The 11,290-nt window shown below is 59.8% G+C and carries 13 protein-coding genes; 9 read left to right on the forward strand and 4 right to left on the reverse strand.

Annotated elements, in window-relative coordinates:
* The first annotated feature begins 42 nt into the window (after positions 1-42).
* The 3 genes from ACN0X0_RS04950 to ACN0X0_RS04960 are packed head-to-tail and all read left to right on the forward strand — an operon-like array spanning position 43 to position 2,587.
* A complete protein-coding gene (locus tag ACN0X0_RS04950) occupies positions 43-1,284 on the forward strand; it encodes a class I SAM-dependent methyltransferase (RefSeq protein ID WP_417278266.1) in 1,242 nt (413 codons plus the stop codon).
* 2 nt (positions 1,285-1,286) lie between these two features.
* The gene (locus ACN0X0_RS04955) at positions 1,287-1,727 is read left to right on the forward strand and encodes a TrgA family protein (RefSeq protein WP_417261112.1); all 441 of its coding nucleotides are present in this window, start codon (positions 1,287-1,289) and stop codon (positions 1,725-1,727) included.
* Positions 1,718-2,587 (forward strand): NUDIX domain-containing protein, encoded by an 870-nt coding sequence (locus tag ACN0X0_RS04960; protein WP_417278267.1) that lies wholly within the window; start codon positions 1,718-1,720, stop codon positions 2,585-2,587. Before ACN0X0_RS04955 ends, ACN0X0_RS04960 begins: the two co-directional genes overlap by 10 nt.
* Positions 2,588-2,652: 65 nt before the next feature.
* Here the strand turns inward: ACN0X0_RS04960 and ACN0X0_RS04965 are convergent, their stop codons facing one another.
* The 3 genes from ACN0X0_RS04965 to cobA all read right to left on the reverse strand — a co-directional run bounded on the left by ACN0X0_RS04965 (position 2,653) and on the right by cobA (position 5,381).
* A complete protein-coding gene (locus ACN0X0_RS04965; RefSeq protein WP_417278268.1) occupies positions 2,653-3,123 on the reverse strand; it encodes a DUF4279 domain-containing protein in 471 nt (156 codons plus the stop codon).
* Between the two features lie 48 nt (positions 3,124-3,171).
* A complete protein-coding gene (locus ACN0X0_RS04970) occupies positions 3,172-4,389 on the reverse strand; it encodes an MFS transporter (RefSeq protein ID WP_417278269.1) in 1,218 nt (405 codons plus the stop codon).
* Positions 4,390-4,526: 137 nt separating this feature from the next.
* Positions 4,527-5,381 (reverse strand): uroporphyrinogen-III C-methyltransferase, encoded by an 855-nt coding sequence (gene cobA / locus ACN0X0_RS04975; RefSeq protein ID WP_417278270.1) that lies wholly within the window; start codon positions 5,379-5,381, stop codon positions 4,527-4,529.
* Positions 5,382-5,556: 175 nt separating this feature from the next.
* Here cobA and ACN0X0_RS04980 point away from each other — a divergent pair, with 175 nt between their 5' ends.
* The 6 genes from ACN0X0_RS04980 (at position 5,557) to ACN0X0_RS05005 (ending at position 10,062) form a co-directional block, all read left to right on the forward strand.
* The gene (locus tag ACN0X0_RS04980) at positions 5,557-6,162 is read left to right on the forward strand and encodes a hypothetical protein (RefSeq protein ID WP_417278271.1); all 606 of its coding nucleotides are present in this window, start codon (positions 5,557-5,559) and stop codon (positions 6,160-6,162) included.
* A 6-nt stretch (positions 6,163-6,168) separates the two neighbouring features.
* On the forward strand, positions 6,169-6,795 hold the full coding sequence (locus ACN0X0_RS04985) for a DNA-3-methyladenine glycosylase family protein (protein WP_417278272.1): 627 nt from the start codon (positions 6,169-6,171) through the stop codon (positions 6,793-6,795).
* A 3-nt stretch (positions 6,796-6,798) separates the two neighbouring features.
* Complete coding sequence (locus ACN0X0_RS04990; RefSeq protein WP_417278273.1) at positions 6,799-7,467, forward strand: alpha/beta hydrolase; 669 nt, start codon at positions 6,799-6,801, stop codon at positions 7,465-7,467.
* 143 nt (positions 7,468-7,610) lie between these two features.
* On the forward strand, positions 7,611-7,757 hold the full coding sequence (locus tag ACN0X0_RS04995) for a hypothetical protein (protein WP_417261106.1): 147 nt from the start codon (positions 7,611-7,613) through the stop codon (positions 7,755-7,757).
* Positions 7,758-7,821: 64 nt separating this feature from the next.
* Positions 7,822-9,309, forward strand: a complete 1,488-nt coding sequence (locus ACN0X0_RS05000) for an ABC-F family ATP-binding cassette domain-containing protein (protein ID WP_417278274.1) — start codon at positions 7,822-7,824, stop codon at positions 9,307-9,309.
* A gap of 168 nt (positions 9,310-9,477) precedes the next feature.
* A complete protein-coding gene (locus tag ACN0X0_RS05005) occupies positions 9,478-10,062 on the forward strand; it encodes an HNH endonuclease (protein ID WP_226553591.1) in 585 nt (194 codons plus the stop codon).
* A 15-nt stretch (positions 10,063-10,077) separates the two neighbouring features.
* Here ACN0X0_RS05005 and ACN0X0_RS05010 read toward each other — a convergent pair whose 3' ends face one another.
* Positions 10,078-11,034, reverse strand: coding sequence for a radical SAM protein (locus ACN0X0_RS05010; protein ID WP_417278275.1), 957 nt, complete (start codon positions 11,032-11,034; stop codon positions 10,078-10,080).
* Between the last annotated feature and the right edge of the window lie 256 nt (positions 11,035-11,290).

Here is an 11,290-nt window from a genome sequence, read left to right on the forward strand (position 1 = left end):
CTCAGTTTGCGCTAAACTCGTAAAGAGAAGCGGGGTGAGAGGATGCACGACAACAGCAAACTTCCGACCGAAGAGGTCCTCACAAGCACGGAGGGTCAGGACAATCTTCCGCGCTATTTCAGCAATGTGTTTGCGGTGGCGCAAGACATGGCGCGCGGCCAGTTGGATTTCGCGTTTCCGGACGGGCGGGTGTTTCGCGCAAATGGGAAAGCGCCGGGTCCCGTGGCGCGGCTCGATGTGCAAAGCGACGATGTCTTTGCCCGGCTCATTCGCGAGGGCGATCTGGGGTTTTGCGAAGATTATCTCGACGGCGGCTGGTCGACGCCCGATCTGATGGCTTTCATGGATCTGTTGCACGCCGGAAATGACGATCTCTACGATGGCTTCCCCGGCATGGCTTTCGTGCGCGCCTATGAGCGGATGCGGCATTGGATGAATTCCAACACGCGCAGGCAGGCGAAAAAGAACATTTCCTATCACTACGATCTGGGCAATGAATTCTATCGCCTTTGGCTCGATGACACGATGACCTATTCCTCGGCGCTGTTTGAGACCGGGCAGGAAAGCTTAGAGGCCGCACAGATCGCGAAATACAAGAGCATGGTCGATGAGATGGGCGTCAAACCCGGCGATCATGTCTTGGAGATCGGCTGTGGTTGGGGCGGCTTTGCCGAATATGCGGCGGGAGCGCGCGGGCTCAAGGTCACGGGGCTGACCATTTCCGAGGAGCAATTCCGCTTCGCAGCCGAGCGCATTCAAAAGGCGGGGCTGTCCGAGCGCGTGCAGCTCAAACTGCAAGATTACCGCGACGAGACGGCGCAATATGACGGCATCGCCTCGATCGAGATGTTCGAGGCGGTGGGCGAGAAATACTGGCCGGTCTATTTCGGAAAAATCCGCGACTGCCTGAAGGCGGACGCGCAGGCGACGTTGCAGATCATCACATTGCAGGACAAACGCTTTGAAACCTACCGCAAAGGCGTGGATTTCATTCAGAAATACATCTTTCCGGGAGGGATGCTGCCAAGCCCCACCGTTTTGCGCGAAGAGATCGACAAATCGGGGCTTGAGACCGTGAAAAGCCGCGAATTCGGCGAGAGCTATTCGATCACGCTCCGGCGCTGGTATGAGACCTTCAACGCGAAATGGGATCACATCGAAGCCATGGGCTTTGACGACCGGTTTCGTCGGATGTGGAATTTCTATCTGACCTCTTGCGCCGCGACCTTTCACGGGGGAAACTGTGACGTAACACAAATCACAATCGCCCACCCGAGCAGGTAAATATGCCCACAGCCGCAAAACTCGTTGCCGCCATTTGGTTCGCCCTTTTGGCCTGGTTCGCCGCCGAGCTGGCGAAGAATTACCTTCCAGAAAGCACGCGCTATGGCCTCATGACCTATATCGCCGGGTTTTTCGGTCTTCTGACCGGCTGGATTTTCCTCGGCAGACGCGCAGGCGACACGATGGCGGCGGCTTACAGTTACGGGTTTTCCTCCTCTGTCATTCTGACCTTCTGGTCGGTGTTCTATTTCGCCTTCGAGACGATGATCCACCGCTCCTTGGACAAACGCTATCGCGGCCCGACGGAGGCCCTGATGTCGATGGTCGATCTGATGCGCGAATACATCATGTATGTGCTGAAACCCGATGTCCTGTTCATCCTGATCGTCGGCGGGTTCTTTGGCGGGTGGCTGACGGAAAAGGCGGCACGGAAATGGGCGTAAGCGATGTGTTTGCGGGCTTGAGTCCGCGTTATTCTGCCACGGAGATTGACTTTCTGCGTGAGGTTCTGGAGGGCGACGAGCCGTTTCTGTCGCCCGAATTCATCGCGGCCGCCGCGCATGAGGTGGTGCAATATCACGGCGAGCGCAGCGTCGAAGAGTTGCGCCCCCTGCGCCCGATGATCTTCACCCGCGCCTGGGCGCGGATGACGGCGGAGGCGGGCGGGCGTCCGCGCGCGGCCTCGCGGGTCGATATGACCCGAGACGATGTCACCTCGCTGCGCCGTGACATTCCCTATAGCTTTTTCTTTGCCGTGGACGACCGGACCATCAAGCACCGCCATTTCGACGGCTCCGAGTCCCAAAGCATGACCCGCGCTGCTTTTCTGATGGCGGATGCGGTCACCGTCTTGCCCTATGATCCGGTCCGCGACCGGGTTTTGGTGATCGAACAGTTTCGCTTTGGGCCTTTCACGCGGGGTGACAAGCGGCCTTGGATGCTCGAGCCCATCGCGGGCCGTGTGGATGCGGGCGAGGGGCCCGAGGCCACCGCGCGGCGCGAGGGCGAGGAAGAGGCGGGCGTCACGATCGGCGCGCTGCACAAGATTGCGGAATATTACCCGTCCTCCGGCGCGATGACGGAGTATGTGACATCTTATATCGGCATCGCGGACCTGCCCGACGGCATCACCCAAACCGGCGGCGGCCTCGATCATGAGCATGAGGACATCGCGTCCTATCTGATGTCCTTCGACGATCTGATGGCGATGTGCGACGCGGGGCAGTTGGATGTCGGCCCGCTTTATATGTCTGCGCTATGGCTGGCGCGGCATCGCGAGCGGATCAGGGGCGATATTGATTAGGGCGCCCCTCGAGATGTAAGTGCCTCACCCCTTGACCTATAGTAGCGTATCAGAGCTCTGAACAACTACTCTGAGTCAAAAACATCGCGGCCATATTTCGACCGGATGTCAAACATGAGTTTATGCACGTCTTCATCGATATAGGCGTCAAACCACGTGCGGATTCCAAGCTGGGTGAGATGTCTTTGATGCCGGAAATCCAGTTCAAAGCTAAAGCCTTGCAGATTGTAGCTGACCAGAACCAGCCTTACATCATACTCTCCGGTCAAGTTTTTGAGGGCCGACTCATGTGTATATAAGCGCTGTAAAATTGCCTTGGTATGCGTGTTGAGATCTTCGGTTTCCAAAACCCCGCTGTTGAGTTTCCAATAGGTAAACCTGCGCGTTCTGTGACGGCCTTTGGTCTGCCATGGATCGCCCTCTGACCAATCCTCATCAGGTGTTAGTCCGAGCGTTTCGGTGATCCGACTGGAGGGACCGTTGCCTGTAATGTCGAGGTAGGCGTATTGGCGGTATGTTTGCGGGTCTTGGGGCATCGGTTCACTATATCTTTGAGAAAATAAATCGCGTTTCGGAAAGACGCTTTAAAGCCGCTCTCTTGATTGCATCCAAAGCCAGATCAGCGCGCCGCCTGCGAGTGTCAAAAACGGCACCATGGCGAGGTTGACCGCCGCCCAACCGTCTTGCGCGGAGCCGCCTGAACAGTTCATGAGGCCGCCCGAAGCCAGTGAGGCCATGGTCACGCCGCCAAAGACGATCAGGTCGTTCATGCCCTGAACCCGACCGCGCTCGGACGGCTCATGGGCAGAGGACAGCATCGCAGTCGCACCGATGAAGCCAAAGTTCCAGCCGATGCCCAGAAGAATGAGGGCGATGAAGAAATTCTCAAGATCGACGCCGATCATGCCGACCACGCCCGCACAGGCGAGAATGACGAGACCCGTCGCCATGATGCGCTCGACGCCGAATTTCGAGATCAGGAAGCCGGTGAAAAACGACGGGATGAACATCGCCAAAACGTGGGCGGAGACCACATCGGCGGCGGTGTTTTGCTCGAACCCACAGCCCACGACGGCCAGCGGCGTTGAAGTCATCACGAGGTTCATCAGCGCGTAGGACACCATGGCGACGATGATCGCGACAGCCACGCGCGGGGTCTTGAGCAATTCCATCCGCGAGCGCCCGATGAGGTGATCATGGGTCGAGACCGGCGGTTTCGGAATGTCGAGGAAGAGGAACAACAAAGAGCCCACGAGGTTGATCACGATCACCGCCAGATAGGTGCCCAGAAACGGCACGACCATCGCCTGCGACGTCACTTTGACAAGCTGCGGCCCGATGATCGCCGAGGCCAGACCGCCCGCCAGAACATAGGAGATCGCTTTCGGTTTGAACGCCTCATCGGCGGTGTCGGTGGCGGCGAAACGGAAGAAGCCCTGCGACGATTGGTACACGCCGGTGAAGAGACCGCCGATGACGAAGAGCCAGAAATTCTGTTGCATCAAGGCAAAGGCGCCGATGCCCGCGCCCACTGTGCCGGACCCGGTGCCGATCCAAAAGCCGACGCGACGGCCGTATTTCTGCATGATGCCCGACAAAGGCGTGGCGGCCAGCATCGAGCCCAGAACGGTTGCGGAAATCGGCAGCGTTGCAAAACAGAGGTTCGCGGCCAGAGATTGCCCGGCAAGCCCCGCGATGGTGAAAATCATCGACATCTGCGCGCCCAAGAAAGCCTGGGCCATCACGAGGATCATCACGTTGCGGCGGGCTTTGGAGGTGTCCGTCATCGAAATGTCTGTCATCTGTGTCTCGTGCGCGTTCTTGAATGTGTCGTATAGCGTTTAGCGACAGAGGCGCGGTCTGAGAACCCACGTTCTTCAAGTGCGGTTGTGCGAAAACGTCTCACGCGCGGCGAGTTTTAGGTGGGGGATGTGAGGGTTTAGCCCTCTTGCGCAGGTTTGCCACGCCTCAAAGGGTCGAGATCGCGCGGCGCCTCGCCCCGCATGAGCGCCTGCCAATCCAGCACCTGACGCATCAAGACCGCGCGCCCGATGCAAATGATCGCGGGCGGTTCCATCGCGGCGGCGTCGATGTCCTCGACCATGGCGTCCAGAGTGGTTTCAATCACCCGTTGATCTGGCGTCGTGGCCTGCGAGACCACGGCGACGGGTTCATCTTCGGGGCGACCGGCGGCCAAAAGACCTTCGCGAATGGTGGGCGCGTGTTTCATGCCCATGTAGATCACCAGAACCCCCGCCGCACGTCCCATGGCAGCCCAATCGAGTTGGGTCGCGGCACCGGTTTTGTCGTGGCCGGTGACAAAGGTGACGGCCTGGTTCACATCGCGGTGCGTCACGGGAATGCCTGCATAGGCCAGCCCGCCTATCCCTGCCGAAATGCCCGGAATGATGCGCACGGGCACCCCGTGCTGAATGAGCGTCTGCGCCTCTTCGCCACCGCGGCCAAAGACGAAAGGATCGCCGCCCTTGAGGCGCAATACGCGTTTTCCGGCCTTGGCCAGATCGACGAGTTGTAGCGAAATATCCGCTTGTTTGGCCGAGGGTTTGCCACCGCGTTTGCCGGCATAGACCATCTCGGTTTCGGGCGCGGCCCAGCTCAGAATGTCTTTTGATACCAAGGCATCATAGACGATCACATCGGCCTCACGCAGAGCATGTACCGCGTGCAGCGTCATCAGCCCCGGATCGCCCGGACCCGCGCCGCAAAGCCAGACCCAGCCGGGTTCTAATGTGGGCCAGTCGCCGGAGGGCAGGGTGAGGGTCGATTCTGTCATGTCTCTTTTATGACGCAGCGAGGTTGAGCGGGAAAGCGGCTTTGTTTCGGTGATTGTGCGAAAACGACAGAGCGGTCATCGCGGCCCGAAACTTGTGCAATCCTCTGCTTGGGGGCTGACAAACCGACGGGGATCGCGCATGACTGCTCGGGAGTTTGAAAAGGGATGGCGAAAGATGATCTTACTTCTGGCAGGCACGACTGAGGCGCGCAATCTGGCGGATCATCTGTGTGAGGCCGGGATCAAAGCGCTGGTGCGGATGCCTGAGGAGGCGCCGCCGCTGGAGGGCGTGATCGCAGGCGAAGAGGTGACGGCCGTGATCGACGCCAGCCCCGCCTGTTCCGATCTGACAGCAGAGAGTTTCGCGCTGTGCGAGGCGCGCGGCCTGCCGTATCTGCGGTTCGAACGCGCCTCGCTGCGCTCGCGTCCGGGCGACATGTGGCAGGCGGTTTCTGACCCCATTGCCCTTGCGGCACTGATCCCCGAAGCTGCGCGTGTCACCTGTTCCGAGCCACGTCTGCGTGACCAGATCGCGGAGGGCCTGCCGGGGCGAGAGCTGTCCGTTTTGGCCGGGAAGGTTCTGAGCGATCAGCCCACGGATTGGCTTGTGGTCTTTGGCACCGAAAGCCATCGCGAGCTTTTGGAGGCGGCGCGGGAGCGGTCGATCAACGTCGCCTTTCTGACCTGTCCGCCGCCTTCGGGGGCCACCCGGCGCGAGCATCTTTTGGACGCTTTGGAATGGGCCGAAAGCCACGCCATGGCCTCCGGCGATATGATGTAAAGGATCATGAGGCGGATCATCACCTGTGACGCCGATGTGGCGGAAGGCGCGGCGCATCTGGCCGCGATGGACCCGCGCTTTGCCGAGGCGCTGCGTTTGACCGGACCTTTGCCTTTGCGCCGCCGTAAGGACGGGTTTGAAGAGCTTTTGGGCGCCATCGTCAGCCAGCAAATCTCCGTCGCCGCCGCCAATGGCATCTGGCGACGGATGAAAGCCGCAAAACTCACAGGTCCCCGCAAAGTGCTTTGGGCGACCGAAGACGAGTTGCGCGCCTGTGGTCTGTCCCGGCAAAAGGTACGCTATGCCAAGGCGCTGGCCGAGGCGCGGATCGACTACCGCGCCCTCCGAGAGGCCCCGATCGAGGAAGTCGTCGCAACCCTCACCCAAGTGCCCGGCATCGGTGTCTGGACGGCGGAGATCTACGCCATGTTTTCTCTGGGCCATGCGGATGTCTTTGCGCCGGGCGATCTGGCGCTGCAAGAGGCCGCGCGGCTGTTGTTCGAGCTGCCCGAGCGCCCGAAAGATCGCGCTCTACGGCAAATGGCCGAAGACTGGTCCCCGTGGCGCGCGGTTGCGGCACGCGCGCTTTGGGCTTACTACCATGTGGCAAAGCAACGCGAAGGGGTGCGCTAGACCATGTCCGAACTGACCAACCACACACGCGACAGCCTGTCGGGGCGCGCGGGCTCTGCGGTGATTTTCCTGCATGGCTATGGGGCTGACGCCAATGACCTGTTGGGGCTGGCCGATCCTCTGTCCGAACACATGCCCGACACGATGTTCTTTGCCCCCGATGCGCCCGAGCGCTGCATCGGTAATCCGATGGGATATCAATGGTTTCCGATCCCTTGGATTGATGGCTCGTCAGAGGAAGAGGCCCGCGCAGGTATGCTTCGTGCGGTCGATGAGCTGAACGATTATCTCGACACCATCATGGTGGACTACGGGTTTGAACCCGATCAGATTGCGCTTTTGGGTTTCTCTCAAGGCACGATGATGGCGCTGCATGTCGCGCCGCGGCGTGAGGAGGCAATGTCCTGTGTGGTGGGCTTCTCGGGGCGTATCCTCGAACCTGAAATGCTTGAGGATGAGATGCAGGTGAAAATGCCCGTGCTTTTGATCCATGGCGATGAGGACCAGGTGGTGCCGCCGCAATCTCTGCCGGAAGCCGGGCAGGCGCTGCAAGCTGCGGGGTTTGAGACCTACGCCCATATCATGCGCGGCACGGGGCATGGGATTTCGCCGGACGGTCTGGGGGTCGCCTTGGCGTTTCTGCGCAAAAACCTCGGCTATGAAGAGGCGTGACGTAAGGTAAAATTGCGGGGCGGCTCAAGAAATTTGGCAAAAATTAGGCAAGACCTCGCTTTTTTGCGCAATCCTCTCGCAATCCACTTGACCATCGGTTTTGGAGTGTTACCTAATTTACATGTAACTAGGAGGGCTACCCCATGGACATGATCGTGATGACCGCAATCGCTATTGCTGCAATTGGTGTCACTGTTGGACTCATGGTGAGCTATGCCCTCATGTCTGCTCCGTCTGAGCAACGTCTCCCTATCCGCATCCGTGTTGAGGACCGCCGCAAGCGCCGCTAAGGCGCCCGGATCCAACAGAGTTTCTGGACAATCTGCTGGTTTTGACCTGACTTTTGGGCCGGGTGTGACCGGTCTTGTCGGGCGGAACGGCTCAGGGAAATCCACGCTTTTAAAATTTATTGCGGGACATGTGGGCCCGCCTCTGATCGCCGGTGAGGTGATCCGATCCGGTACTGTGGGGCTGTTGAATCAGACGCCCGATCCCAAGGCGTTGCTCTGTGATCTCTTTGGGGTGACGGAGGGTTTGGCCGATCTGCGCCGCGCGCAAAGGGGCGAGGCCACGTCTGGTCCGTTCGAAGCCGTCGATTGGGGGTTGGAAGAGAGCATTCACGCCCAGTTGGACCGTTTTGGCCTGCCGCATCTGGCGATGGACCGCCCCATTGGGACGCTTTCCGGCGGGCAGCAATTGCGGGCGGCGCTCGCGGCGCTGTTTTTCGATCCACCGGACATTTTGCTGTTGGACGAGCCGACCAACGCGCTCGATCTCGATGCGCGCGCGGGGCTGATGTCCGCGTTGGCGCAGCATAAAGGCTTGATCCTGATCGCAAGCCACGACCGTGCGCTCTTGGAGCATATGGACCGGATCGTGGCGCTGGAACCGGATGGCTCTGTTTCGGTGACGGGCGGCGGCTGGTCGGCCTATGCCGCCGCCCGTGAGGCCGAGCGCGCGCGGCTGACGCAAGCCTTGGGGCGGGCGGAGCGCGATCTGAAACAGCAGAAATCCCACGCCCGAGAGGCGCAGGCCCGCCAAGAGCGCCGGGCACGGCAGGGCAAGACACTGCGCGATGGGTCGCAATCGAAGATGCTTTTGGACAAGGCCAAGGAAGGCGCGGAACGCAGCTCCGGCGGGCGTTTGCGCGCCGAAGATCGCCGGGCGAGCGGGCTGACCGCGGATCGCGAGGCTCTCTTGCAGCGGATCGAGGCGATCACGCCGGTGGCAATGCGGTTTCCGGCGGTGAGCTTGCCCGGTTCAAAAGGGGTTTTGGAGCTTGAGGAGGCTTGTTTTGACATGGGAGATCACCGGATCGGCCCGGTGAGTTTCTCAATCACCGGGCCGGAGCGGATTTGGCTCAAAGGGCCGAACGGGGCCGGGAAATCGACGCTTTTGCGCGGGATAACAGGCGAGGTCACTCCCGTTGCGGGGCAGATTTTACGCCACACAAAGGTCATGCGGCTGGATCAATCCGGTGGATTGCAAGGCGCAGGGACGCTTTTGGAGGTGGCGCAGAATGAGCACCCTGACCTCAGCTCTGCCGACATCCGCGCCGCCCTTGCGCGCGCGGGGTTTCGGGGCGATGCCGCAGAAAAGCCCACCGAGGCTCTTTCGGGCGGCGAGAGGCTTCGGGCCGCGATCGCGCTAATGGGCGCGGGCGACGATCCGGCGCCTCTGTTACTGTTTGATGAGCCGAGCAATCATCTTGATCTTGAGGCCATTGAAGCGCTGGAAGCGGGGCTATCGTCATGGGGCGGCGCGTTGATTTTGGTGTCGCATGATCCGTCTTTTGTTCAAAATTTGGGGTCTTTTCGCGAAATCACGCTAGATGCTGCTTAAAGAGGCGTCATATCGACGTCACGAAAGCGCTGTAGAGAACAGAGCGAGACCTTCACATATACAGGGGCTTGTCAGGTTCAGGCCGCGATATATAGTGAAAGATGATATCGGGGCGGGGTGGCTCCCGTCCTTGATCACGACAGATCAGTGGACGGAGCAGGCACGCAGATGGACGGAAATTTCAGGACGGATTTTGTCAGACAACCCAATGCGACACGGGCGCACCCAGCGCTTGTGCTCAACGCAGACTATCGGCCCTTGTCCTATTATCCGCTCTCGCTTTGGCCCTGGCAGGAGGCGATCAAGGCGGTGTTTCTCGACCGGGTCGATATTGTCGCCGAATATGACGACTACGTGCACAGCCCGAGTTGCAAGATCAGAATTCCTTCGGTCGTCGTCCTCAAAGATTATGTGAAACCTCAAAAGCGCGTGGCCTTCACGCGCTTTAATTTGTTTTTGAGGGACGAATTTTGTTGCCAATATTGCGGCTCGAAGGGCGAGTTGACCTTTGATCACGTGATCCCTCGGGCGCGGGGCGGTGTGACGTCTTGGGAAAATATCGTGGCAGCCTGTGTGCCCTGCAACCTCAAGAAGGGGTCGAAGTCGTTGCAACAGGCGCATATGAGCCTGCGCAAACCGCCGCGTGCGCCGGGCGCCGAACAGCTCCGGAACATCGGCCGCAAATTCCCGCCGGGGCATTTGCACGAAAGCTGGATGGATTATCTCTATTGGGATACCGAGCTGGAGATGTAAACCGGCGCGAGCGTGTCACACGGAGCAGGACGCGCCCCCCAGAACACAGAATTTCGCGCAATGCGGATGGTTGAGCGCTACATCGCCAGACGCCTCCGCCAAGGTCGCGCCAAGATCGAACTCCGCCTCATAGGGCAAAAGCGTACAGGCCACCACAGAGGGGCTCTGCCCCTTGCGTTTCACCACCATGCGCTGCGTGGCGCACATCACGTCCGTGGGGCTTTTGTTCAAAATGCCCCAGCAGGCGGTGGTGATTTCGGGCACCTCGACGCTCATATCCATTTCGGGGAAAATCACCGTCATACCGGGGTGTTGCGCATCGATCTTGTAGGTTCTCTCTTTGAAGAGCGCGGCAAATCCGGCGCGGGTCTCAGACTCTGTCTCATGCCAAAGCGAGCGCGCCGCCACCGCCATGCGAAACCCGTTGTCGCGCAGCCAATCCATGCCCTCCAAGGTGATCGCATAACTGCCGGCACCGCGCATCTCATCGTGCTCGGCTGCGGAAAAATGATCGAGCGAGACGCGCAGGGTAAGCTGGCCGGGGAACTCTGCGTTCAGCGCCAAAAGACCGGCCAAAACGACGGGCCGTTGCATCGGGCGCATGGCGTTGGTGAGGATCAGCACCTCATAGCCGCGCTCCAAAGCGGCCCGCGTCATGGCGATCATCTCGGGGTTCATGAAGGGTTCGCCGCCGGTGAAGCCAATCTCGCGCGGGCGGGGATTGAGTGTCTCGGCCTCATCGAGATAGCGCGTGACCTCTTCCTCCGTCAGATAGGTCAGCGCATCATTGGTGGGCGAGCTTTCGATGTAGCAATTCACGCAGGTGATGTTGCAAAGCGTGCCCGTGTTGAACCACAGCGTCTCCAACCGCTCCAGCGCCACTTTGGCCCGCGCCTCGCCCTTGGCCGTCACGTCCGGGTCGATGAATTTGCCGTCATTGGCGGCAAAATCTGATTGGCTTTGATCTTTCATCGCAAGTGTCCCGCGCTGTTTCCGTTAACTTACTGATGGCGGAACGTTGTGAAAAGGCCGCACTCCGGGTCCCGCGGCTTTGTGATCGGAAAATTGTCTAACTCGGCCCTTGAGAGGTGCTCGGGCAATGCTAGACTTCTCCTTGACCAAGCGGTAAGAGAGGGGCGTTAGCGCTAACTATCAAAGCGCTGTGGCACGCAAAATCTCGCGGCTTCAAACAGGGTCCTGACCGCACCCCCGCACAGGGTATCGGGAC

It is taken from the genome of Celeribacter sp. (assembly GCF_048270365.1).
GTDB lineage: Bacteria > Pseudomonadota > Alphaproteobacteria > Rhodobacterales > Rhodobacteraceae > Celeribacter.

What these genes read in the sequence shown, in the direction of transcription:
- cobA (WP_417278270.1), bottom strand. Translation starts at nt 5,381, where the DNA reads ATGACAGAATCGACCCTCACCCTGCCCTCCGGCGACTGGCCCACATTA.
- ACN0X0_RS04955 (WP_417261112.1), top strand. Translation starts at nt 1,287, where the DNA reads ATGCCCACAGCCGCAAAACTCGTTGCCGCCATTTGGTTCGCCCTTTTG.
- ACN0X0_RS04970 (WP_417278269.1), bottom strand. Translation starts at nt 4,389, where the DNA reads ATGACAGACATTTCGATGACGGACACCTCCAAAGCCCGCCGCAACGTG.
- ACN0X0_RS04990 (WP_417278273.1), top strand. Translation starts at nt 6,799, where the DNA reads ATGTCCGAACTGACCAACCACACACGCGACAGCCTGTCGGGGCGCGCG.
- ACN0X0_RS04995 (WP_417261106.1), top strand. Translation starts at nt 7,611, where the DNA reads ATGGACATGATCGTGATGACCGCAATCGCTATTGCTGCAATTGGTGTC.
- ACN0X0_RS04980 (WP_417278271.1), top strand. Translation starts at nt 5,557, where the DNA reads ATGATCTTACTTCTGGCAGGCACGACTGAGGCGCGCAATCTGGCGGAT.
- ACN0X0_RS05010 (WP_417278275.1), bottom strand. Translation starts at nt 11,034, where the DNA reads ATGAAAGATCAAAGCCAATCAGATTTTGCCGCCAATGACGGCAAATTC.
- ACN0X0_RS04950 (WP_417278266.1), top strand. Translation starts at nt 43, where the DNA reads ATGCACGACAACAGCAAACTTCCGACCGAAGAGGTCCTCACAAGCACG.
- ACN0X0_RS05005 (WP_226553591.1), top strand. Translation starts at nt 9,478, where the DNA reads ATGGACGGAAATTTCAGGACGGATTTTGTCAGACAACCCAATGCGACA.
- ACN0X0_RS04985 (WP_417278272.1), top strand. Translation starts at nt 6,169, where the DNA reads ATGAGGCGGATCATCACCTGTGACGCCGATGTGGCGGAAGGCGCGGCG.
- ACN0X0_RS04960 (WP_417278267.1), top strand. Translation starts at nt 1,718, where the DNA reads ATGGGCGTAAGCGATGTGTTTGCGGGCTTGAGTCCGCGTTATTCTGCC.
- ACN0X0_RS04965 (WP_417278268.1), bottom strand. Translation starts at nt 3,123, where the DNA reads ATGCCCCAAGACCCGCAAACATACCGCCAATACGCCTACCTCGACATT.